The sequence below is a fragment of the Sphingobacterium sp. JUb56 genome (genome assembly GCF_014191365.1).
GTDB classification, from domain to species: Bacteria; Bacteroidota; Bacteroidia; order Sphingobacteriales; family Sphingobacteriaceae; genus Sphingobacterium; species Sphingobacterium anhuiense.
The window spans coordinates 2,333,626-2,356,965 of sequence record NZ_JACHWL010000001.1; the positions used below are offsets into that span (position 1 = coordinate 2,333,626).

The 23,340-nt window shown below is 32.5% G+C and carries 20 protein-coding genes and 1 pseudogene; 15 read left to right on the plus strand and 6 right to left on the minus strand.

Going from position 1 to position 23,340, the window contains the following annotated elements:
* Positions 1–247 precede the first annotated feature (247 nt).
* Both FHR29_RS09735 and FHR29_RS26625 read left to right on the plus strand, forming a co-directional pair.
* Positions 248–2,968 (plus strand): DEAD/DEAH box helicase family protein, encoded by a 2,721-nt coding sequence (locus FHR29_RS09735; protein ID WP_183914217.1) that lies wholly within the window; start codon positions 248–250, stop codon positions 2,966–2,968.
* Positions 2,969–3,006: 38 nt separating this feature from the next.
* Positions 3,007–3,132: a hypothetical protein gene (locus FHR29_RS26625; RefSeq protein WP_260292015.1), complete on the plus strand. Its 126-nt coding sequence runs from the start codon at positions 3,007–3,009 to the stop codon at positions 3,130–3,132.
* Positions 3,133–3,345: 213 nt separating this feature from the next.
* Here the strand turns inward: FHR29_RS26625 and FHR29_RS09740 are convergent.
* Positions 3,346–4,578, minus strand: a pseudogene (locus tag FHR29_RS09740) (IS256 family transposase).
* A 1,831-nt stretch (positions 4,579–6,409) separates the two neighbouring features.
* Here FHR29_RS09740 and FHR29_RS09745 point away from each other — a divergent pair.
* From FHR29_RS09745 to FHR29_RS09765, 5 genes are all read left to right on the plus strand, one after another.
* Entirely contained in the window at positions 6,410–8,050 is a 1,641-nt protein-coding gene (locus tag FHR29_RS09745; RefSeq protein ID WP_183914219.1) for a vitamin K epoxide reductase family protein, read from the plus strand.
* Between the two features lie 47 nt (positions 8,051–8,097).
* The gene (locus FHR29_RS09750) at positions 8,098–9,558 is read left to right on the plus strand and encodes a hypothetical protein (protein ID WP_183914220.1); all 1,461 of its coding nucleotides are present in this window, start codon (positions 8,098–8,100) and stop codon (positions 9,556–9,558) included.
* Between the two features lie 8 nt (positions 9,559–9,566).
* Positions 9,567–10,403, plus strand: coding sequence for a hypothetical protein (locus FHR29_RS09755; RefSeq protein WP_183914222.1), 837 nt, complete (start codon positions 9,567–9,569; stop codon positions 10,401–10,403).
* Positions 10,404–10,440: 37 nt separating this feature from the next.
* Complete coding sequence (locus FHR29_RS09760; protein ID WP_183914224.1) at positions 10,441–11,190, plus strand: glycosyltransferase family A protein; 750 nt, start codon at positions 10,441–10,443, stop codon at positions 11,188–11,190.
* Positions 11,191–11,479: 289 nt separating this feature from the next.
* Positions 11,480–11,770 (plus strand): hypothetical protein, encoded by a 291-nt coding sequence (locus tag FHR29_RS09765; protein ID WP_183914226.1) that lies wholly within the window; start codon positions 11,480–11,482, stop codon positions 11,768–11,770.
* Positions 11,771–11,941: 171 nt separating this feature from the next.
* Here FHR29_RS09765 and FHR29_RS09770 read toward each other — a convergent pair whose 3' ends face one another.
* A complete protein-coding gene (locus FHR29_RS09770; RefSeq protein ID WP_183914229.1) occupies positions 11,942–12,253 on the minus strand; it encodes a hypothetical protein in 312 nt (103 codons plus the stop codon).
* 787 nt (positions 12,254–13,040) lie between these two features.
* On the opposite strand from FHR29_RS09770, the gene FHR29_RS09775 reads away from it, so the two are divergent.
* The 4 genes from FHR29_RS09775 to FHR29_RS09790 all read left to right on the plus strand — a co-directional run bounded on the left by FHR29_RS09775 (position 13,041) and on the right by FHR29_RS09790 (position 16,846).
* Positions 13,041–13,772 (plus strand): hypothetical protein, encoded by a 732-nt coding sequence (locus FHR29_RS09775; RefSeq protein ID WP_132841761.1) that lies wholly within the window; start codon positions 13,041–13,043, stop codon positions 13,770–13,772.
* 277 nt (positions 13,773–14,049) lie between these two features.
* A complete protein-coding gene (locus FHR29_RS09780; protein ID WP_183914231.1) occupies positions 14,050–14,817 on the plus strand; it encodes a DUF4262 domain-containing protein in 768 nt (255 codons plus the stop codon).
* Between the two features lie 130 nt (positions 14,818–14,947).
* Positions 14,948–15,628, plus strand: a complete 681-nt coding sequence (locus FHR29_RS09785; protein ID WP_183914254.1) for a YiiX family permuted papain-like enzyme — start codon at positions 14,948–14,950, stop codon at positions 15,626–15,628.
* A gap of 441 nt (positions 15,629–16,069) precedes the next feature.
* On the plus strand, positions 16,070–16,846 hold the full coding sequence (locus FHR29_RS09790) for a triacylglycerol lipase (RefSeq protein ID WP_183914257.1): 777 nt from the start codon (positions 16,070–16,072) through the stop codon (positions 16,844–16,846).
* A gap of 225 nt (positions 16,847–17,071) precedes the next feature.
* Here FHR29_RS09790 and FHR29_RS09795 read toward each other — a convergent pair whose 3' ends face one another.
* The 3 genes from FHR29_RS09795 to FHR29_RS09805 form a co-directional block, all read right to left on the minus strand.
* On the minus strand, positions 17,072–17,596 hold the full coding sequence (locus tag FHR29_RS09795; protein WP_183914259.1) for an NADPH-dependent FMN reductase: 525 nt from the start codon (positions 17,594–17,596) through the stop codon (positions 17,072–17,074).
* Between the two features lie 29 nt (positions 17,597–17,625).
* The gene (locus tag FHR29_RS09800; RefSeq protein WP_183914262.1) at positions 17,626–18,114 is read right to left on the minus strand and encodes a GNAT family N-acetyltransferase; all 489 of its coding nucleotides are present in this window, start codon (positions 18,112–18,114) and stop codon (positions 17,626–17,628) included.
* 436 nt (positions 18,115–18,550) lie between these two features.
* Positions 18,551–18,988 carry a nuclear transport factor 2 family protein gene (locus tag FHR29_RS09805; protein WP_183914264.1) on the minus strand — a complete coding sequence of 146 codons (438 nt, stop codon included), beginning with the start codon at positions 18,986–18,988 and terminating at the stop codon, positions 18,551–18,553.
* A 339-nt stretch (positions 18,989–19,327) separates the two neighbouring features.
* On the opposite strand from FHR29_RS09805, the gene FHR29_RS09810 reads away from it, so the two are divergent.
* The 3 genes from FHR29_RS09810 (at position 19,328) to FHR29_RS09820 (ending at position 21,546) form a co-directional block, all read left to right on the plus strand.
* The gene (locus tag FHR29_RS09810; protein ID WP_183914266.1) at positions 19,328–19,906 is read left to right on the plus strand and encodes a hypothetical protein; all 579 of its coding nucleotides are present in this window, start codon (positions 19,328–19,330) and stop codon (positions 19,904–19,906) included.
* Between the two features lie 284 nt (positions 19,907–20,190).
* Complete coding sequence (locus tag FHR29_RS09815; protein WP_183914268.1) at positions 20,191–21,111, plus strand: hypothetical protein; 921 nt, start codon at positions 20,191–20,193, stop codon at positions 21,109–21,111.
* 3 nt (positions 21,112–21,114) lie between these two features.
* Entirely contained in the window at positions 21,115–21,546 is a 432-nt protein-coding gene (locus FHR29_RS09820) for a luciferase family protein (protein ID WP_183914270.1), read from the plus strand.
* 242 nt (positions 21,547–21,788) lie between these two features.
* Here the strand turns inward: FHR29_RS09820 and FHR29_RS09825 are convergent, their stop codons facing one another.
* On the minus strand, positions 21,789–22,238 hold the full coding sequence (locus FHR29_RS09825) for a nuclear transport factor 2 family protein (protein ID WP_183914272.1): 450 nt from the start codon (positions 22,236–22,238) through the stop codon (positions 21,789–21,791).
* Positions 22,239–22,450: 212 nt separating this feature from the next.
* On the opposite strand from FHR29_RS09825, the gene FHR29_RS09830 reads away from it, so the two are divergent.
* Positions 22,451–23,320 carry a tetratricopeptide repeat protein gene (locus FHR29_RS09830; protein WP_183914274.1) on the plus strand — a complete coding sequence of 290 codons (870 nt, stop codon included), beginning with the start codon at positions 22,451–22,453 and terminating at the stop codon, positions 23,318–23,320.
* Positions 23,321–23,340: the final 20 nt, after the last annotated feature.

Here is a 23,340-nt window from a genome sequence, read left to right on the forward strand (position 1 = left end):
AACAAGGAATAACCAACAAAATTCGCCTATAGAGGTGAATTAGAGATAGTTTTTGTACATTAGTTTTGTCAAATCGAATTTAACAAAATAAGCTATCATTAGTAATAAAACGATACGACATATTACTTGACAATAAAAAAATAGGTTGCACTGAACCCGAAAAGCAGATACCAATGGGCGTATATTTAGTTAGATAACATTAGATAATAATGTTTCATGATATGACTTTTTAAAACTTACAGATAAATTGACAGAATATCCTAAAGAAATAAAATTTAAATACAGCTGGAGAAAATACCAACAACGTGTGCTTGACGATTTAGAGAACCATTTAACTGATGGACATCTACACGTTATTGCTCCTCCAGGTTCAGGTAAAACAGTTTTGGGACTCGAAGTTGCCATTCGACTGAACAAGCCTACTTTAATTCTTGCTCCGACAATAGCGATCCGTAATCAATGGATACAGCGTTTCTGCGAACTCTTCTTGCAAACTGCACAAACACCCGATTGGATTTCAAGAGACATTCGAAATCCAAAATTCATGACCGTGGTAACCTATCAGGGATTACACGCTGCTTGTAATAATTGGACAGCTGACGAAGAAGACTTTGAAAACGAAGAAACGGAAGAAAATCGGAATAGAAAGTCAATAAATTTAAACTTTGACAATATTATAAGTGGACTAAAAGCCCAAAATATCAAAACAATTGTAGTGGACGAAGCACACCATTTAAAAAACGAATGGTGGCAAACACTTACAAAAGTAAAAGAACAATTAAAACCAATGATCGTTGGCTTGACAGCGACTCCACCCTATGACGTTACTGCTGCGGAATGGCAACGATACATTGACTTAAACGGACCTGTTGATACAGAAATTTCTGTTCCTGAATTGGTAATTGAAGGCGATCTGTGTCCACATCAAGATTATGTTTATTTCACTTTGCCAACAGAACAGGAAAACCAAAGCATTGTTGATTTTAGACAGAATATTGAAAAGATTTTCCAGGAAATAAAAAGTGATGGAACGATCATCGAGGCAATCGAACAACATCCCATTTTGCAAAACCCAACGGACCAATTGGATTGGATTTATAACAATCTCTCTTATTACTCGGCTTGCTTAATATTTCTACAATCAAACGAAAAGGAAATTCCTGAAATACACCTTGAGGTTATTGGAAATAAAAATTTTAAAATTCCAGAACTTGATTATGAATGGATTGAAACGCTTTTAGATTTCTATCTCTACAAAGAAAAGGAACACTTCAAAACATTTGAAGAACACAAAAAAACTCTTGAAAATAGATTAAGAAGATACGGTGCGATTGAAAGACGGCAAATCAGCTTTTCGCACAACAAACGTGTAACCGGATTTTTGACTTCGAGTATTAGCAAACTAAATGGCATTAAAGAGATTGTTAATTTTGAATACAAGAAATTAGGTAAAGACTTACGATTGGTTATTCTTTCCGACTATATCCGCAAAGAATTTTACACCAACTCATCTGAAAATAATTTCGAAAATAACAAAATTGGTGTTATTCCAATTTTTGAAAAATTAAGACGAGAAAATACAGACAACAAGAAAATCGCAGTACTTACGGGGTCAATGATAATTATTCCTCATAGTGCTTATCCCGCATTTGAAGCAAAAGCAGCACACTTTGGAATTACGCAAATCAATTCAAGTCCGGTTCCTTTTGACAGCAATTATCTTTTAATAAGCCAAACTGAGCAACTCAAACACGATATCGTTCATTTAGTAACTCAAATCTTTCAACAGGGAGAAATAGAAATCTTAATTGGAACAAAATCATTACTTGGTGAAGGTTGGGACGCTCCTGCAATAAACTCCTTAATCTTGGCAAGTTTTGTAGGTTCATTTGTACTTTCCAATCAAATGCGCGGCAGAGCGATAAGATCGCAAAACGGAAATAGCGACAAAACTGGAAATATTTGGCATTTGGCCTGTATTGATCCGACATCGCCAACAGGAGGAGACGATTTTGATTTACTAAAAAGACGTTTTAGAAGTTTTGTAGGTGTTTCATTCAAGAATGAACCCGGAATTGAAAATGGAATCGGACGTTTAAACTTCTCAGAAAACATTCATCATAAAGAAGAAATGGAGAAAAATAATGCTGAAATGTTTTCTTATGCAGGTGATAGGGAAAGTTTAAAACAAAGATGGAAAACTGCACTTGAAACAGGTGTTACACTTATTGAGGAAATCAAAATCCCATTCCCCGAGAAAAAAGAATATAGGGCTGTGAAGTCAATGTATTTGAATAAGACTATTCGTAACCTCTTAGCGACTTTAGGTTCGGGATTAGTTACTTTTGGTTTAGAAAGTTTGCAAGGCCTGGGCAGAGCCGCAAAAAATATAAAAACGATACAAGATTTTTATATTTTCCTTGCAATTTTTGGAGCAATAGGAATGGCTATTTTTGGTAGACTGACATTCAAAACATTAAGACTATATTTCACATACAGAGACATCTCAAAGGATATTCAACAAATTGGAGATGCACTTTTAAACTCGTTGATTAAGGCAGGAGTAATTAAATCAGACTCTTCAAAATTAAAGGTTGAAACTTCTGTTGATTATTGGGGTGCGGTTTACTGTCATTTGGAAGGTGGAACAACTTTCGACAAATCAACTTTTATAAATGCACTTCAAGAAGTAATCGTACCAATTGACAATCCAAGGTATGTGATTATCAGAAAAAATAGATTTTTACTTTTTGCTAAGCAAAAAGACTATCATTCTGTTCCTGAAATACTCGGACGAAACAAAAACTTAGCAGAGTATTTTCAAAACCAATGGGAAAGACTTGTTGGAGCTTGTGACTTGATTTTTACAAGGACAATTGACGGAAGAAAATTACTTTTGAAATCAAGAGTAAAATCATTAGCAGCACAATTTGACGAAAAAATAGAACATGTAAACAAATGGCGATAACATAAAAACCTACGCAAAAGGTACTGTAATAATTAATTATGCCAGAATTAAATTTGCTTATTGAAGTAATTCAAGCTTTTGAAAACAAAGCAAACGAAATGATAAAAATTTTAGCTCATGAATTTAATCTTGATTTAAGTCTGATCAAACATTTAAAAAGCTAATAAGTAGACAAAATAATCTGTGGAAAGGTAATCTAAAAAACAACTGGACGTATTGTTTCCATGGGGATGCCTGTGATTTTGAAAATAAAAAAACAAAGTAATACTTGCATGTGAAGATTAATAGAAAAGAAAATTTTGGTGCAATTGATCATTTTTATTTATATAAATTTGGGAGTGTAACTCAAACTGTGTCATTGGATAATTAGCCTAATTCTAAAAGCCTCTATCCAGCTTGAGCCTATCTCCAAATTTAATATAAAGTTGAGAGATCGTCAAGCCCCAGTTGTGCATCGGCATTGTCCACTTTTTAGAGATGTCCTTTATTATCAAGAACATCAACTTCATAAGAGCCTGCTCAGAACTGAATGCACCTTTAGTTTTCGTAATTTTACGGACCTGACGGTGCATTCCTTCAATAGGATTAGTGGTGTAAATAGTCTTGCGGACCTGCTCATCATACTCGAAAAAAGTAGATAAGTTCGTCCAATTATCCAACCAGGATTTAGCAGCAATTGGATATTTCTTACCCCATTTCTCTTCGAAGATAATTAAATTTTCATAACCCATTTCTTCGTTAACAGCTTTATAAACGGGCTTTAGGTCTTCAATGACAGCTTTTTTATCCTTTTCTGTAACATAGCGCATACTTGATCTTATCTGGTGGACGATACATAATTGAACTTTAGTTTTAGGGAAAATAGCTTCAATAGCTTCAGGAAAGCCTTTTAAACCATCGATACAGGCAATTAAAATGTCTTCGACACCACGCTGTTTTAGGTCTGTAAGAACAGATAGCCAAAACTTCGCACCCTCATTCTCTGAACTATAAAGACCTATCAGATCTTTACGTCCATCCATTCCCACACCTAATATATTATAAATAGCTCTAGATTCAACCGTACCGTTCTGACGGACTTTATAATGCATGCAGTCCAGGAAAACAAAGGGATAGACGGCCTCTAGCGGACGACTTCGCCACTCATTAACGGCAGGCATAACACTTTCTGTGATACGGGATATTTCGGTTGCAGAAATATCCATAGCATACATCTCACGGATAAAATCACTTATAGCACGTGTGCTCATCCCTTTGGCATACATACTCAGGACATGGCCTTCTAATTGTTATGTAATAATGAGCTGACGCTTGGGAATTACCTTAGGCTCAAATGTACCGGATCTATCCCGTCCAGACTCCAGTTCAAAAGTACCTGTATTAAGGCCGCGGACAGTCTTTTTGGTCTTACCATTACGACGATTGGAATTACCTGAGGCCTTATCTTCCTGAAGGTGACTCTCTAGCTCGCCATCCATCATAGACTCTAGTAAATGCTTCATTAGGGGCGCCAGAACGCCGTCGTTGGGAGATAAACTCTTCCCGTTATAAAGACCTTGCATAGCTTCATCTTTGAAGCGTTCAAAGTCGAATGGGGTCTTTTCTTTCATGACCATGTCGTTTGAATAATTAAATATAAAAAATCTTATTAAATTATTCCGTTGACACAGTTTACGTTACAGTCTCATAAATTTTTACAAACTAGCCAATCTTTAAAATCTATTCATGCAGTGATTAACTCTGAAAATTATTACAACGAATTATTTGAAGAGTTAATTAAAACAGGAATTTTAATCAATATTGACAAGTTCTCATCTAAGACACTATTATTCAAAAAGAATAATAGTGTCTTAGATGAGGACATCATTTTCTAAGTTTATTCACTTTCAACCAATATATTTCGCATACATAACTGGGAAGTCAAAAGTAATTCAATAATTCCTGAATCGCGATCCTGAGTAAGGTCATTTCTAGTTCGGCTTTATTTAGAAAACAAAAATACCGTCGCTTGGAGATAAACTTTTGATTTATAAATGCCCTGCATAACTGGGTTGTGAAGCACTCTAGACGAATATGTTCTACCTTAGCTATCTCTTATATAAAGGTTTTCCTGGAAACCAATCAGCTCCGTTGCCACCAAATGTAAATAGAAAGTACAGCATGACAATAATGTATAAAACAATTATTACCCGCCATACAACGTGTAGCCTTCCAGAATTCTTATTTTTTTGGTCTTTATTTTTGCTCTTTACAAAATTTCGATTTTTAGTCATTATAGCAAGTTAACAACTTATATCCAGAATTTGTTGAAGTTGTTTTATCAACATCTAATTTTACAAAAAAAGCCAATGTGATTAGGATTGAACTCTTTTGACGACTTTATAGTTTTCAGAGGTGTGAAAATAGAAATTGTCTATTTCCTGAAATTTATATGCGACATATACTTTCCCGTGATTTACATTTCCATATTAATTCACTTAAGATAAATGCATAGACATAAACCTCCATGACTTTAATTAATTTCTTAATGTCGGATATCAATATTATCCAAATAGAAAGTTGCTACAATTCGAAGAAAACTCTCCCATTACGACACATTAATAAATCAATCTCTTTTGAATAGCTCCAACTCCCCTGCTATCATATCTGGCCAATGAGCAAAACCTTGTCTAGCAATATCTTCACCATCTGTTATTGTAAATAACCGAGAGATACTAAGGCAGACTCTCGGATACCAGCAACCTGTCTAAAAGTTAACTGTGATCTACTTTTGCCTATTCTTACAGCTGTAGGATGATTGAGTATATATTCTTGGTGTATTTGCTTTAAATTCATCTTTGTAGTTTTTAAAAATTAAAAGATCAATTAGAAAAGCCTTAAGAATTTTCCTTCTAATACTTTCTCTGGTACATCAAATATTTGCTCGATCACAACTGTCGCAGGCTCTTCCTTAAATTCACTCATAAACGCCCATAGGTCGTTCACTTTTGACGGGACAAAATGTTGTATAACATCATCCACACTATTGTCGGACTTCAGGATATTGCGACATATTTGTGAAAATTGACTTTTGGAAATAGGCTAATGATCCATTTATAAAGGATAAAATACCAGATAAAAATAAACAATTATGGGTATTTGGAAAATAGTAGAAGGTCTAAAATTGTAAAAACGCAAAAATCAACTATGTTGTGCCAAAATATGTGGAATTTTTAGAACCTAAATTTTATTTACACTACTGACTTATTATCAATCTAAAAGTACGCTACATATTTTCATCGATTCGAATTCATTTAGATTTCCACTTCATCAATCAAATGACACAGCAACTTCTGTTACTTGATGCGAAGCAACTAAATATCTTTTTAAATAAATAAAAATAAATTTCTTAATTACGAGAATTAACAATATATTTATTTAACCAATTAATAATAAGCTGTTATGAAGATCCTTCATTTGCTAAAACCTAAACAAGACAATGATCTAAAATTAGTTTGTAAAAACTTATTTGAAACCTATCATATCAAATACAGTGATTTATATCTTGAAAAAGCTCTAGAAGAACATGTTGATAGTCCTACCTTATTGAGCATCAAAGATACCTTATTCAAGTACGGAGTAGAATCCGAAGCTATTCGAAAGGCAGATTACAATTATTATGATTTTGAGACTCCTTTTATTTGTTCGATCCAACAAGAAGATTGGCATAAAGCAAGTTTCACTATCGTATCTCAAGTGAGCGAAACCAATATTACTTATCTTGATCCACAAACTAACAAACTTAAAGAAATTCCACTTTCTGAATTTGAACAAATAGACAAAGGAATCATCCTATTAACAGATGATTCTCATAAAAAAGATGAATTAAACCTAGCATCTCATTTAATTGAGCAACGGAACCAAACTATTGCACGTAATATCCCTATTTACTTAAGCTTAATTACACTGCTACTTTCTTTAGGATATACCGTTCTTAATTATCAAACAGGAATATCATGGGTCAATATCATATTGACAATGACTAGTTTCATTGGATTAGCAGTTTCATCGCTGCTATTGTGGCATGAAATAGACGCACACAACCCTTTCATTCGAGAAGTCTGTGGTGGTCAGGGTAAGAAAGCTAACTGTGATGCTGTACTGAATTCCTCTCAATCTTCTTTTTTCGGAATTAATTGGGAGATATGGGGATTCGCCTTTATGGCAACTTTATTTTCTATTCAAGTTTTTTTCGCTGGAAATCTATCGTTCCTATATTTAAGTGCTATCATTTCATTACTAGCTGCACCTTATATTTTATTCTCGATTTATTATCAAGCTCAAGTTATCAAACAATGGTGCCCGCTTTGTCTTGCCATCCAAGGAGTATTAATCATCAATAGTTTAACTGCTATTTTCTTTATCTACAACCAAGGAATCAATCTAGCACCCATCTCAAGCTACTCCATCGTACTCACGATATTATTAGCCTGTTTTTTTATGACTGCAGCATACACGTTAATCCCGCTACTAAAAAGTGCGCGTGACAATGGAAATACAGAAAAAAGATGGAAAAAATTACGTTATAATACTGAAATATTCAAAGCACTACTTGACAAATCAGAGAAAATAACAGCTCCAATAGATGGACTGGGGATTGTCGTCGGAAATCCGCTAGCAAAAAATGAGATCATTAAAGTATGTAATCCCTATTGTGGCCCCTGCTCTAAAGCTCACCCTGAGCTGGAATATATTATCAAGCATAATCCTGATGTCAAAGTTCGTATAATATTTACAGCTTCAGGTGAAGAAAATGATTATCGTACAGCACCAGTATTACACTTTTTAGCTTTGAGCGAAATGTATGGTAATGATTTTTTAAGTAAGGCGATAGATGATTGGTATTTGTCTGAGAAAAAAGATTATAAGGAGTTTGCAAAGAAATATCCTATTAATGAGGATTTAAAGGGACAAAATGAAAAAATATACGCTATGTTTAACTGGTGCAAATCAATGAAAATTCGTGTAACTCCAACTATTTATATCAACGGGAGAGAGCTACCAGAAGGTTATCATATTTCTGAATTGAATTACGTGTTATAAATAATTTGTTTAATAGATATACAATCGAATGCTTTAAAATTTTTAATATGATATATTTATCCGCACAACCTGACGAGTTATATTTTGTATGGCAACTAGAAATTCAATTGCGAAATTTTAAATTATTGAATATCAAACGTGAGAATATTCAAGTATTAATTGCTTACAATAAAGAAAGGGGGGTAAGTCCACGTTTTCAAGAATTTATTGATTTAAATTGTGATCTAGCACAAATATATTGTTATCCAGATCTTCGGGTTAAACCTAAATATATGTCATCTATTCGTCCACATATATTGCAACAGCATTTTGAGCTTTTTCCAGAGTTGGAAAAGGAAACTATATTTTACCATGATTCAGATATTTTGTTTTCACGTGTTTTGCAAATTGAAGAGATTATGATAAATGATAACTGTTATGTTTCGGATACAAGAAATTATCTCGATGTCAACTACATCCGTAGAAATGGGTCAGAAGATTTATTAGATAATATGCTGGAAATAGTAGGTTTAGATAAAGATAAGCTGCTATTAGAAGATTCTCAAACGGGAGGAGCTCAATATATTTTGAAATGTATAAATTCTGACTTTTGGAAGAAAGTAGAAAAAGATTGTGAATCTCTCTATGTTGTAATGCATGAATACAATAAAACTATTTGGGAAACTGAATATTCCGTTAATAAAATTATGAGACATTCTTCAAAAGGAATTCAAGCTTGGTGCGCGGATATGTGGGCTGTTTTATGGAATTTATGGTTGGATGATAGAAAGGTAGAAATACACTCCGAGATGAATTTTTCGTGGCCTTTTAGCTCTATAATTTATTGGGAAAAATATGCAATCCAACATTATTCGGGACAAATTAGTGATAAAACCAAATATTTTAAAAAAACAGAATATTTGAATTACATGCCTTGGTATGATCATTCGTTGGATAGTATTTCTAATATCAGTTGTAGTTATGAAATAGTACGTAAAATTAAAATGAGAAAAGATGAACTTGATCAAGAAAGACCAATTTATGTAGACTCTATTATTTTATGCAATGTTTTAAATGACGTTGATTTGATAAACTTTAAAATTTTTTCAACATATATTAATAAATATATTAATATTCCTGTAAAATTAATTTCTCAAAATAATGCATTACATTCTTTGGAATTTAACAGACAAAGTTTTTATGAATTTAAAGAATTTGAAAAATTTCTAATTATTTCCTCTCAAAATTTGTTGTCTGTAAATAATATTTTAAAAATATTAAATAGTCGTATAAATTTACTTTTCCAACCTAAAAATGCATTTAACGTTGATTCTTTATTTAAAGAAGCATTTTCAAAAATGCTTGAATTAGAACTGTTAATAGAAAATAAAGGAAAACTAAACGTCAATACTTTGTCTGAGTCAATTCTTTGGCTGGATAGAGGTCAGTGTGAAAATATTCTTTTTCACAAACGAACGCTTATGAAACTAGACACTGTTTCAATTGATGAATTTTATTGTTTAAAATAGTTTTATATATGTATAATACTCCGATATCACACGATTCCATTTATAATATTTTGGAACTATTTATTAATAAAAGTTCGAAAGATAAGTCTCAATTACAATTAGACAACTTTATTAATAAGGCTATAGAAAATAATGACTATTCTTTTTCCACTGGATTATTGGGTGCTGGTTGGTTAGTGGCTTACCTTCATCAAATGGAAATCTTGACAGATGATATTGATGAATTATTATTTGATTTTGATGATAATTTTTACAAAATAGCTATTAATGCCATCGTTGTAGAGTCTACAACTTTATGTGAAACTTTAGAGATAATAAATTATTTTCAACAAAGAATTCAAAATAGACAAATTAAATTTAATTTCTACAGAAGGTTTGTTCTATTTGAAATAATCAAGCTTTTAAATGAAAAATTAGTTAATATGATATCTTTAAAGAGCTTAATTATTTCTGATTCTGTTAAAATTTTACTCAAATTCTCTTACCTAATAAAGACTTTTATTAATGAAAAAGACCTAGGGAATGTTTTCTACAGTAAAACAGAAGAATTGATTTTACATTTCCAGAATAAAAAAATATTTGATAATACAGATTTAGAAAATATATATATATTACTAATTGCTTGTATACAATTTGGCAACCCTCATTGGGTTAAAACTATTAGAAATTTACTTCCTAAAGTAAACAACTCTTCCGAATCACTTTTATCTTTCTTAAGAATGATTGTACAATTGATGATTCAAGATTCAAAAAGGGCAAAAATAGGATTTAAAGATTTAAAATCGGACATTAATTCGTATCATTTAGGATTTATAGTTACAAATCTAAAAGGTATTAGTGTTTAATCATTATCAAAGTATTTCTATTAATATTTTTACTGCAATGAGAAAACAAGAAAATATATTGTTAGCAAGTTCTGATTTCAATATTTATTTTCTCTCAGAGAATGATGAGTTACTACAGCTAAAAGAGGAACTATTGAAAGCCATTGATGAAGATGAGGATGTTCTATTATTTAGTTCAAGTATTTACTTATTAAATGAACATAAAATTCATGTAATATCGCCTTTTAGAAATGCCTCTTCCTTTTTAAAAGAATATATTGATTCAATAAAGATTCAACATTACAATAATTATCATGTACATCTAATCGATGATTGCTCCACTGAGGAATATGATATTTCAACACTAATAGACAGTAAAATTACATTAAAAGTTAATCCGATTCGAAAATTTGCACTCCAAAATATTATAGAGATTTTAATGACAAATGCCTATGAAGACGAAGATATAATTTGTTTTGTAGATGCTGATGATGTTTTACTACATGAACATGTTTTTGAACTAATAAATTCAGTTTACTCAAATGATTCTAATTTATTTATGACTTACCGTGCAATGACATACTATAACTCTGAGCGGAAAAATCAAAAATTAGATAATAGGTCTAAAAAAGAAGAGTTTGATAGATTTAGACAAAGTCCTTGGAAAGTAGATCATTTGAGAACATTTAAATACAAATTATTTAAAGAATTTGTAGCTGTAGATTGTAATCTTAATAGTTTAGAAGATGAAGTTTGCGAAATCATAAGAATGCCATATGATATGGCAATACTATTTACTCTGATATAATTGGCTATATATGAAGGAATTGAATTCGTCAATTCTCCTTTATATGGATACAGGACTCATCAAAATAATGATTCTTTAAGTCTAGAAAAACTCAGTATAATGGCAAGTTACTGATTCGTTCTAAAACACCATTGAATAAGATAAAATAATTCCTGAGACGTCAGAAATTAATAATGCTAAGTTCAGTTGCAAATGTTTATTAGCATAAGAGTTCTCAACAACTCTGAGTATTAATTAATATAATTTGGTTGAGCAAATTATACTATTAACCATTATAAATTTTTAAAAAATGAAAAAAATTTCATTAAAAAACCTAAATCTAAAAAGTGTAGATCAATTATCAAGGGAACAGTTAAAAAATGTTTTAGGAGGGTATTCTTCTAATAATACGACTGCAATTACAACTTGTGATAATAATTCTATAACCACTGGTCCATGCATTGAAAATATATATGATGAAAACAATTGCTTTAAGTATTCAAAAATACTTGGTTACGAGTGTCATTTTCAAAATGGAGATTTCTATTCTTGTACTACTGATAAGTATATGTGTGATAGCATAACAGGTCAATTAGGGTAAAATTTATGTGGCTGTCCAAAAAAGGTTGGATAGCCACTTTTTCTTAAGTTTTGGATAGCTAATATAAAAAGCTGTTTAGGTATTAATTGCTTTTATTTTAAGATAATGTTTCGCTAATAAGATATTAAATGAGAACCTCAGCAATTTGATCGATAGACAGACCCATCGCTTCTATTGTTGCTTTCTTGGCTTCAGCAGCTCCCCTTTTTGCATTTTCAAAAAGCTGATAACTTCTGAACGGCTATTTGTCTTCACCTCAGAGGCTTGAAACTTTTGACTAAAATCTGCTGTAACCAACTGCTCTACTCCTGCCGATTGACATTCTGTCATAACCGCAACGTAAAAATCAATGGCTAGATCTGCTGTAGATAAATTGACCACTTCTTTTTTAGGGTTTGCTACTTCTGGATTTTCCGCTGCCATAGTGAAAGTAGAAACTGCGATCAAGGCTGCTGCTGCGAATATTTTTGCTAAAGTTCTCATAATGTCTTTATTTTATAGTTTGTTAGTTCTTATTTGTTGATTCAAAAGTAGGATGTAAACTGTCCCACCCCTATGGCAATTAAACTAAACCAACTAAAAACTTGAACAATGGAAATCAATAGGTAAAATTATTTTAAATAATTTTTGAACTATTTTATTCGACAGGTGTTCTTATTATACAAAGCGATGACAAACATACTTTCAGAATGAAAGTGGATAACGATAAATGACGTAGTACAGTAAATAAATCCAATTGCTTGAAAACAATTTGGATGATGAAACAAAAAAGAGGAAACGATAGGAAACATAAAAATTACTGTGCAGTTAAACGCCAAGATAAAGGGTCTAATGAGAATTAGGCCCTTTTGATGTATATGGATTTTCAAACGTTCGTAATTATTTTACAGGATATAAATGGTATTTATTCGTAACTTAATACGATTAACCTATATACTTACAATAACTAAATCTATGCATTCAGGGGTATTAAATATAGCTTAGCTAGGTACTATATAATTGCTTCATTATTGCTATGTAGCTATAGTGCTAAAAGTCAAGAAGAAGAAACAATTCAATTTTACCCACGCGAGAGTTTTATACCGACTCCTCGAATTGCTATATAATTTACATGAAGAACTTTTGAAAGCTTTTCTAAAAACTTATGAAAGAATCATCATAGAATTTAGGGCAATGAAAGTCAGCAATTTATAAGAGATAAATTCTGCAGATAAAATTTATAGAATATACTCTTTGAAACAAAAGTTTGAAATAAAACAAAGAAATTAATATGAAACTGATCTTCCTTTTTTTCTTTTCAATAGGGCTTGCTTATGGTCAGTCAGGCCAAGAGCTGGCTGTAGGCTATGCCGATCGCTATGACAGCCTTCCAGCAATACATATCGAGATTGCAGAGAAACAACTTTATGAAAGGGCTACTCCCATGCCGAAAATGATATTTTCCCATGTTGCCATAAAGAAGAACACACTGATAGTACCTACAGGAAAAGGCCTCATTACACTCAAAAAATATGACGATTCGCCCGGTCAAGACGACGGTTTTCGCGGCTGGCAGTATATGGGATATTTCCCGCGCTTGCAGATGCATGCTTTAGTAAGCCATAGTGTTTCTGAACATCTCGGATTCAGCGACATGGTATTGCTGGACAGCGCTACTTCCGACCAGTATGGGATTGTCTCTATCGGAGATGCTGCCGTATCGCTCCCCATCCATTCTCCCGACGGACGCTTTCTTGCCTACTACTACAACCATGTATATGAACGCAATAGTTGCTTTATAGGACTTCTAGAAATACGCGATGGCATGATCAGCTCTCATGACCGAATTTCAGAGATGGCAAGCTTTCAAACCAAGAATTGGGCAGTGGAAGATATCAGATGGGTCGACAATAAGTCCTTTATCGTGAAAACTTATGTCCTAAAGGGACGAGGAGTACTGGAGGAAAGGCAGTATACGTATTACTTGGCTAGGCTGGATAGTGCGATTAAGAAAACTGAATAATTTGATAATTAAAAATAAGGATGTGAAACCATCAAATATCTTGGCTATCACATCAGATTTATTTCTGATGCAGGAGTAATAGCCTAACTGCCTGGTTATTTTGGCGATCATGCAGTCACCTGACTCCTGTACAATTTTGGGCTAGTTTGATAGTTTAGAATAAACCAGCAAAAAACTTGGTGAACGGTCGAAATGACGAAGTGAAGTTGTGAGGACCGATTCAAAATGTTAAATTCACCATACAATATATTTAACAAAGCTCATGTAACTCCAAATAATGACCGAAAAAAGCGAACATAACTGTATTAATACTGATGATTTACTCGAAAAGACTAAAATAAACATAGACAAATTTGGTCTTCAGGTTATTACAGTCGCTGCGACAAACTATCTGCCATCTTTTACTTATAGCATTGGTCTAACGCAGAGATACCATCATCCTGAAATAATCTGCTTTGGTTTACCGACCGATTTGGCACACGAAATCACCAATGTTGTTGCGGACCTAATCAAAGATGGTGAGGTGTTTACACCCGGAGAAATTTACTGCAACATCTTCTATGAAAGTAAGGCTATGTTTATAGCGGTAGATAAAAGAAACATCGATGATTATTTTGGTACCGGCATAAACTATTATCAAGACAAACAATTTGATGCGCTTCAATTAATCTGGACGGATAGTAATGACAGATTTCCATGGGAGGAAAATTTTGAAGAAAAATATGTTTACATACAGCCTTTGCTTGATAGGAATGCTGAATTTAAGTTTTATGAGCCTAAGAATTTAACAACTTTTACGACGCGACAATGGCTTGAAGAAAAAGAACCTATATTGCATGTCGTGCATGATCATGATGGTGACTGGCAATTTCTGACAGGAGATCAAATGCCAGAAGATATTAAGATAGTTGCACTTGAAGAATTAACTAAGAAAGACATTACATTGAACGAAATATTTGACCTAGAATATGGCGAAAAAGCAGAACGCGATACCATAGGTGGAAAATGGACACGAAATAGAATTGAAGATGATGAAGAAGAGTAATCAATACATTATCTGTCCTTAAGTCATTATGTGTATCAAATGAATTAAAAAAGAAGGAATATTGATCAATCTAGGTGATGTTAGAAGCATTTGTAAAGTTTTCAGAGACCAAAACAACAATAGGACAAGTATGAAAAAAGGGATAATTTTACTAGGGTTTTGTGGACTGATTGTCGTTGGTGGTCTCCACGCCAAAAGAAAATTTCATGACCCAAACCATCGGCTGGATCAGGTAAAAACAGAGGTCAAAAAACTTGCGAACAAAAGCGAAATTAAAAATGGCGACTTAATTTTTCAAACTTCACTTTCAGGACAAAGTAAAGCAATCGAACTTGCAACAAAATCTAAATATTCGCATTGCGGTATCATTTACAGCGACAATGGACAACATTACGTTTTTGAAGCAGTGCAGCCCATTAAGTTAACACCACTTGTCAAATGGATCGCACGGGGCAAAGACGGACATTATGTAATTAAGCGACTAAAAAACGCGGATAAAATTTTGACAACTGAAACGATTCAAAAAATGAAACAAGAAGGCGACAAGTTTAAAGGTAAAAATTATGATCTAACTTTTGAATGGAGTGATGACAAAATTTATTGTTCTGAACTGATCTGGAAAATCTACAAACGTGCGACAGGGCTTGAAATTGGCAAACTTGAAAAACTAAGCGACTTTGACTTATCAGACGAAGTTGTTAAACAAAAAATGAAAGAGCGTTATGGTCACAAAATACCGCTTAACGAAGTTGTAATTTCACCAAAGGCAGTTTTTAACAGCGAACTATTAGAAACAATAAATGTAAATTAATAAATAGCAATTATACATGTCTGGCATTATATCATCAAGATTGCCTTGACTTTATTATTTTTACGTAACTAATCAAGAGAAATACCTAAAACGTATCGCGGAAAGATCACAACAGTAAAACCCTATAATTCAGAACGCTAAAAATAATAATGGACATCCCTACTCATCACATAATAGTTAGTAATCCTATAATCTACCGAAATACTTGGAGCTTCAACCTGGTATTTCATTCTCCTATCTTTAATAATGTTTATTTTAAAAAAGGAAATTGGAAAACACTAGAAAAATAAAAAGCTAATAAGCATAGAAATGATAATTTGAAATGAATATATAATAATAGGTAAATTGTTTATATTAAAATTCACTTAAACAAAAGTGTCATATCAGAAATAATTCAGACAATCCTATTATGCTTTGTATCTACAAAAAAATAGAAACTAAATGTTAAAATATCCACTTATACTGATACACGGAACTGGAGCGAAAGACGACACTTTGTTCTGGGGAAGAATTCCAAAATTGTTAAAGGAGTTAGGAATTAATGTATTTTATGGGTATACAGATGCTTGGGGCTCAATTGAAGATAATGCAAAGTTACTTCAATTAAGAATCGAAGATATAATCCATAAGACCGGTGCAGAAAAAATTAATTTAATAGCGCATTCAAAAGGTGGCATTGACGCGCGCTTCCTGATTTCGACTTTGCAATATGGTCAAAAAATAGCTTCCTTAACAACAATATCAACGCCTCATCATGGTACTTTAATTGCAGATTATTTTTTAAATAACAGAACCTTCCAAAGTTCACTTGCGAAACGTATACTCCCTGTTTTGGTCAAAATATTCGGTGACAATAACCCAAATATTTATAATGTAATAAATGAGCTAAGCATAAATTATATGGAAAGTTTTAATCAAAATAACTTAAATGATCCATTGGTATATTACAATAGTTATGCATCTGCTATGGCTTCTAAAAAAGATGACTTCCTATACTCTTGGGCATATCAGTATTTAATAAAGAACGCCGGAGAAAATGATGGACTTGTACCTGTGAAATCGGCAGTTTGGGGTGATAAATTTCAATTATTCACGGATAGTAGTCGTGGTATTTCACATGGTGAAATAACTGACATAAAACGGAGGAAAATTGGAGTATTTGACATTCCCGAGATTTACCGTAAAATAACCCATGATCTTTCTAAAAATGGTTTTTAATGGTATACTTCTGAAAAACATCTGGTTTCTTAACTAGATAGTGAAATCAAAATTATTTAGTAAAATGCCTAATGATGGTGAATAAACATGGTTTGCTACTTTTTCAATATCTTCAAATAAAAGATTAATAAAAAGTTGTTTTTTCAAAAAGGAAAGAACTTCAGAACGTCTGCTGGTTTTAATTCTACGATCAATCTCGCAATAAATCTGATTCCCAATTTCAAGCTATGGCATCAGATTTTCAAAGGCATCTAAAAAATTTAATAGTGCAATATTTGTTTTAGAATCAGTTAATTGCCCTTTTTCAATTATTTTCCCTTTGATTCCAGAAATTAAAAGTGTAGTCTCTGTCGTGAAATTTGCCATTAAAGTTTCCATAATTAGCTGTAATTCTACATGTCCTTTTTCTCCATGAGCTGATGCTGTTATTATCCCCAACGGTTTGCCAGAAAATACAGTTGTTGACACACACCATTCGATCACATTTTTGAGTCCGCTGGGAATACTGAAAACATACTCGGGTGTACAGATTAAAACCCCTTCAGCAATTTCAATTTCTTTTCTAAACTTTAAGATTTCTTCTGGTGTATTTTCGATAGAAAGTTCAGGATCAAAATGTGGAAGAGTTTTAAGATCATTAAAAACTTTGATATTTAGAGTATCCTGTGTAAGGTCAACGATTAAAGTTATAAGCTTTTGATTTGAGGAATAGCTACTCGCACTACCATTTATTACAAAAATATTTTTCATAAGTTATTTTAATCCTAAATTATTAAGAGCTAAATCGCCTTTTCATAACAATTGAAAACTCCTTTTCGAAAATTAACAGTGCCCACCAGATGATATCCTTTTTTTAAATAAACGGCATTGGCTGTTTCATTTAATGAAAAAGCATCAAAACGGATGGATTGGTATTTGTGTTCAACAGCATATTGTTCTGCATATCTGATCATTTTACTAGAAATTCCTTTTCCTTGAGCAGCTGGTTTTACATATAGACGATGAATCACAAGAAAGGGAATACTGGTATTCCAATTTAAGTCATTATATTCTTCATCACATTTTTCATTTAGAGCCATATACGCGACTAGCTCTCCCTGCTCTTCATAAATAAATGCCTGCTCCTTATCAATATCCTGTGTAAGTACCACCTCATTAGGATATTCTTGATCCCACTGGTCAACACCTTCACACAACATATCCATCTTTACCTCCTCCAGCACCTTTGACGCTTGAATAATATCGCTTTGAATTGCTTTTCTAATCATTTCGTTAACTATTGTTCTATTTTGAAATTTATGTTTGCAGAGCTTAAACTAATAATCATTTTAAAATATGGTTATTTAGCCTAAAATTCCTACAGTTGTGTGTCGGATTAAATAGCATTAACCTTAATTTTTCCTATTCTAGTTGAAAGATATTATCAAATCTAACCAAGTCAAAACTACAATCTTTTTCTCATTTAACAAGTTCTAAAAGAAGTAATATAAATGCTTGCTCATGGTTTAGTTTTACGCTATGCAACAGCTTTAGACATGACAAATTAAGCCTATGTAACTTTATTCTGTAAAATTGACATAAAGCAACGAATGAAAATAAATTATGATGTCGACATTATTGCGAGTTATTCCAGCTCTATATTTCTTTGTATAAAAGCCACATCGTGAGATATGGCCTTAACTAAACATATGATTAAACAATAAATTACTTGTACGAGTTGATCGATTGTGATACTTTCCAGTTACCGCCGTTATTGACTAATGTCACGAGATCGGTTTTGGTAAAGTTTTCAAACTGCAGGATTACTTTAGCAATCATATAGTCAACTGATTCCTGTACGATGGTGGTACTGGTTTTACAGTTTAACTGCTGTCCTTTTTGCTTTTTCAAGAAGGACACAATTTCCGAACGGCTATTAGTTTTATCTTCTGATGCCTGTACTTTTTGACTAAAATCTGCTGTAAACAACTGCTCTACTCCTGCCGATTGTCCTGATGTCATAACCGCAACGTAATGATCAATGGCTAAATCTGCTGTAGATAAATTGACTACTACTTTTTTAGGGTTTGATACCTCTGGTTTGCCTACTGCCATAGTTAAAGTAGAGACTGCGATCAAGGCTGCCGCTGCGAATGTTTTCATAATGTCTTTATGTTATATTGTTATTAAGTTGCATCAGCCCCACACCCACCAACTCAAACCCTGATGCCTGCTTTGCAGTTCTATTTGTTTGTTGATTCAAAAGTAGGTTGTAAATCGTCTCTACCTTATGGCAATTAGACTAAACCAACTAACAACTCGGAAAACGGTCGAAATAGATAGGTGAAGTTGTAACCTATCATTTCTTTTATTAAATTGGAAAGGATTACCAAACTAATAACGAGTTAAAATATGCAGCCAGTAATTCAACCTAAAGCTTTGATAAATAAGCGATTTAACAAATCTTGGTTCAACTGGGATTGTTGTTAATCATTTAATTTTATGGATGATTTTCTTTTTCCTTTGATTTTATTTCTCATCTTCATAGGTATACCAATTGTCGTGGGATTATTGATATATATAATTCCTAAAAAACTGGGATACCCAAAGTTTGCAAGATATCTGCTATTTACCTATGGTTTTATTTGCCTATTATTTACATGTTATCTATTTTTTAGTGATTATTTTTTTACAAAATCTGATGCGCTCAAACTAGTTGAAGAACAAGGGATAACATTAGTAGATAAATTTAAGATCAGTAACTATAACTCATCGTTTGCAATTGGTGAGAGTTATGAAACATTTACGCTTAACATCTCTAATTTGGATAAACAAAAAGCTATTTCGAAAATTATAAATTCCAAAAACTTCCATTCGACCGAAGATTCTAATCACATTGTATCTTATAATTCATTAAATCAGTATGAGAGCTCCAAAATTATACAGAATTATGAAACCGAAGATGCTTATGTTAGGGAGTATTTTAAACCCAGTGGACAAAAGAATTATGCCCCTACTTTTAGAAAAATTACGATAAGCAAACTAAAAAACGAATTAATATATAAGGATATAGACGAATAAAATAATTCTGTAAAAACATCTAATACTATTTAATTTATTTGAGTATTTTTTTATCAATCAAGTTTGACACCTTTGTTTATAAGCGAAAATACATTATGTCACGATCATGACGGACAAAATAGAATGAAATTGTGTTTAAAATACAGCAAGACAAGAGACATAAGTTAACTTTAAAATTTATGATGACTCTCTAGGTATATTGAAAATTTATGTAAATTTAAGCATTCAGTGTTTTAAACTGATAAGATCTAAAGAATAAAGCTTATTTTAACTATAAAAACTCAGTGACAAATATCATTTCAAAATTAATTCAGTCAAAAATAGCTTCAGGTATTTTGTTAGCAAATTTATTTGCCATGACAGTTATCGGACTACAAAGCGCTTTTGGTCATGAAGATGCAGGAATACTTATCTTTTCGGAATTTGTAATCATACCGATGCTCATGGGCATAATCTCAACCTGGTATTGGAAAAATCTGAATTTAAAGGGTAAACAGATAACAGGATATTCTATAATAAGTGGCATAATTGCTATCGCTTTAAGTTATTTTTTTTTAAATGAAGGAGTAATCTGCTTACTGATAGTATCTCCACTGATCTTTGGGTTTATCATTTCAGGGGCCTTCATAGGCAGAGCAATGTTTAAAAGAAACAATCAAAAACTGAATGTGAGTCTAATTAGTATCTTAATTCTCATTTTTATTGTAGATTCTATTTCTGACCATGATCATGAAAATATGGTTTCAGATAAAATAGTAATCAATGCGACCCCGGAAGAAATTTGGCAACACGTAGTTGCATTTGATAAGATTGAAAACAAAGAAAATTATTGGCTTTTTAAAATTGGTATGCCTAGTCCTATGGCGACTACAGTAAGTGACAGGAAGCTTGGTGCAAATCGTAAATGTATTTTTAGCAACGGCTACATCTTTGACGAAACTATTGTTGAATTTGATATTAATAAAAACTTGACATTTGACATTATTGATCAACCTAAAGATCCTGAGATTATGGGACATATTGATATCACAAAAGGTCAATTTTTATTACACGATAATGGTGACGGCACTACAACATTAACAGGAAACAGCTGGTATAAACTCCACGTGTTTCCTACTTGGTATTATGATTTATGGGCTGAAAGTATTACAAGAAATGTTCATTTTAGGGTAATGGAGCATGTTAAGGTTTTAAGTGAATCATAACTTATGTTTTCATTTGTCGTGAAATACCTTGGCTTCTTAAAGTCTATCCCTCTGATAGCAATTTTATATGATAGCCTCATTAGACTTTGGTTCTTTGCTACAAAACCACAATTATTGGACTGGCTTGATGATATCGAAGAAATGATTTCAAAATATCCGAACACCAGTATTACTGTTCATAAATATGGTGGAACTCAGTTTAATTACTTGAATAAAGAGTTTGGGCATTTGCATAGTAATGGACTATTAGACATCCGATTAAATAAAACTATTAAACAACAGCTACTCAAGGATGGTAAAATACAAAATCATCATGTTTTTAAAAATTCAGGCTGGATCAGTTTTTACATTACAAATGAACAGGACTGTAAGTACGCAATGGGATTGCTATTATTGGCTTATGAAAAAAAAACCTCAATACTTAAATCTACATAATATTAAAACCAAAAGAATATCCACTAAAATATTCGATTAACCAAAATGCTGAAAGCTTTTATAAATTATTGTTAAAATTCCAGATGCCACAAAAACATAGAAATACTGTTTAAATTTACTGATCAGTAAAAATAGACTTTTTTTTATATCGAGAACATTTATCAACTCGAATCAATGGCGATAAAAAAGAAAAGCCACATCTCGCGACATGGCCTTAACTAAACATATGATTAAACAGTAAATTACTTATAAGAATTGATCGATTGGGATACTTTCCAGCTACCGCCGTCATTGATTAAAGTCACGAGATCGGTCTTGCTAAAGCCTTCAAACTGCATCGTTACTTTTGCTATCATATAATCAGCAGACTCCTGTATGATGGTGGTACTAGTTTTACAGTTTAGCTGCTCTCCTTTTTGCTTTTTCAAAAAGCTGATAACTTCTGAACGGCTATTAGTTCTATCTTCTGATGCTTGTACTTTCTGGCTGAAGTCTAATGTAAACAACTGCTCCACTCCTGCTGACTGTCCTTCTGTCATAACCGCAACGTAATGATCAATGGCGAGATCTGCTGTTGATAAGTTGACCACTGCTTTTTTAGGGTTTGCTACTTCTGGATTACCTGCTGCCATAGTGAATGTTGATACTGCGATCAAGGCTGCTGTTGCGAATGTTTTTGCTATAGTGTTCATAATGTCTTTATTTTATAGTTTGTTAGTTCTTATTTGTTGATTCAAAAGTAGGATGTAATTCGTCCCTACTCTATGGCAATTAGACTAAACCAACTAAAAAATCGGTGAACGGTCAAAATGAATAGGTGAAGTTGTGAAGATCGATTCAAAATGCTAAATTCAAATAAGTTCTTGTATTTTATTGTATATTGAGGGTTCAATTTATAAGGAAAATGCCAAGATTATATAGCGACCATCATATCATATACATATTAAAATATACCCTGTTGTCACTAAGTTTGGTGGTAACAATAATAAGTTGTAAAAACAGAAATATTGAAAAAACTCCTCCTGAGCGTGATAAAGCAAAGCAAGAAGCCATAGTAAAAAAATATTTAACAGACAGCGCTCGTCAATACAGTTACTACTCAAAAGAATGGGGAAAATATATTGATATGGGTTTAAAAGAAGATTCTACGATTGCTTATCTCTGGCAACAAAAAGCGATGCCCTTGTTTAAACAAGGGAAATACGAAATGGGAATGCAATATCTTGATAAAGCTGTTTTTTATGACAAAGACAATTACCTAAACTATCGAGGATTTATAAAATGTATTTTTGCTAAGACCTATCGGGAAGCAATAGTCGATTTTGAAGAGGCTATAACCAGGCATGGTAACAGTCATGTAATGGACCATTCCTATAAATTCTACATAGCGGTGAGCTTATTGCAGTTAAATGAATTTGAAAAAGCAGAGAAAATTATAAAACAAGAAATTGATTTGACGGTCCTGAGAATTGGTGAAGAGTGGGTTCATCACCTGGATTTATTTTATTATGGTATCTCCCTGTACGAGCAAAGGAAATATGATATGGCAATAAAAACATTTGATCGTACCTTAAATAAATATCAACAGTTTTCTGACGCAAAGTATTATAAAGCCGTTTCATTAATGCATCTAGGTAATACGGAAGCTGCTTCAAAATTACTAGAGGAAGCGGAACTAGATCGAAAAAATGGATACACGATCAATGAAGATAATGCTATTTATGAACGGTATCCTTATCAACTTAGATATGACAGTTCCGGTTTATATCAGTAATAACAAAATGCAACTGTCAC

What these genes read in the sequence shown, in the direction of transcription:
- FHR29_RS09750 (WP_183914220.1), top strand. Translation starts at nt 8,098, where the DNA reads ATGATATATTTATCCGCACAACCTGACGAGTTATATTTTGTATGGCAA.
- FHR29_RS26625 (WP_260292015.1), top strand. Translation starts at nt 3,007, where the DNA reads ATGCCAGAATTAAATTTGCTTATTGAAGTAATTCAAGCTTTTGAAAAC.
- FHR29_RS09790 (WP_183914257.1), top strand. Translation starts at nt 16,070, where the DNA reads ATGTTAAAATATCCACTTATACTGATACACGGAACTGGAGCGAAAGAC.
- FHR29_RS09785 (WP_183914254.1), top strand. Translation starts at nt 14,948, where the DNA reads ATGAAAAAAGGGATAATTTTACTAGGGTTTTGTGGACTGATTGTCGTT.
- FHR29_RS09830 (WP_183914274.1), top strand. Translation starts at nt 22,451, where the DNA reads ATGCCAAGATTATATAGCGACCATCATATCATATACATATTAAAATAT.
- FHR29_RS09795 (WP_183914259.1), bottom strand. Translation starts at nt 17,596, where the DNA reads ATGAAAAATATTTTTGTAATAAATGGTAGTGCGAGTAGCTATTCCTCA.
- FHR29_RS09760 (WP_183914224.1), top strand. Translation starts at nt 10,441, where the DNA reads ATGAGAAAACAAGAAAATATATTGTTAGCAAGTTCTGATTTCAATATT.
- FHR29_RS09825 (WP_183914272.1), bottom strand. Translation starts at nt 22,238, where the DNA reads ATGAACACTATAGCAAAAACATTCGCAACAGCAGCCTTGATCGCAGTA.
- FHR29_RS09820 (WP_183914270.1), top strand. Translation starts at nt 21,115, where the DNA reads ATGTTTTCATTTGTCGTGAAATACCTTGGCTTCTTAAAGTCTATCCCT.
- FHR29_RS09800 (WP_183914262.1), bottom strand. Translation starts at nt 18,114, where the DNA reads ATGATTAGAAAAGCAATTCAAAGCGATATTATTCAAGCGTCAAAGGTG.
- FHR29_RS09810 (WP_183914266.1), top strand. Translation starts at nt 19,328, where the DNA reads ATGGATGATTTTCTTTTTCCTTTGATTTTATTTCTCATCTTCATAGGT.
- FHR29_RS09770 (WP_183914229.1), bottom strand. Translation starts at nt 12,253, where the DNA reads ATGAGAACTTTAGCAAAAATATTCGCAGCAGCAGCCTTGATCGCAGTT.
- FHR29_RS09765 (WP_183914226.1), top strand. Translation starts at nt 11,480, where the DNA reads ATGAAAAAAATTTCATTAAAAAACCTAAATCTAAAAAGTGTAGATCAA.
- FHR29_RS09755 (WP_183914222.1), top strand. Translation starts at nt 9,567, where the DNA reads ATGTATAATACTCCGATATCACACGATTCCATTTATAATATTTTGGAA.
- FHR29_RS09745 (WP_183914219.1), top strand. Translation starts at nt 6,410, where the DNA reads ATGAAGATCCTTCATTTGCTAAAACCTAAACAAGACAATGATCTAAAA.
- FHR29_RS09805 (WP_183914264.1), bottom strand. Translation starts at nt 18,988, where the DNA reads ATGAAAACATTCGCAGCGGCAGCCTTGATCGCAGTCTCTACTTTAACT.
- FHR29_RS09780 (WP_183914231.1), top strand. Translation starts at nt 14,050, where the DNA reads ATGACCGAAAAAAGCGAACATAACTGTATTAATACTGATGATTTACTC.
- FHR29_RS09775 (WP_132841761.1), top strand. Translation starts at nt 13,041, where the DNA reads ATGAAACTGATCTTCCTTTTTTTCTTTTCAATAGGGCTTGCTTATGGT.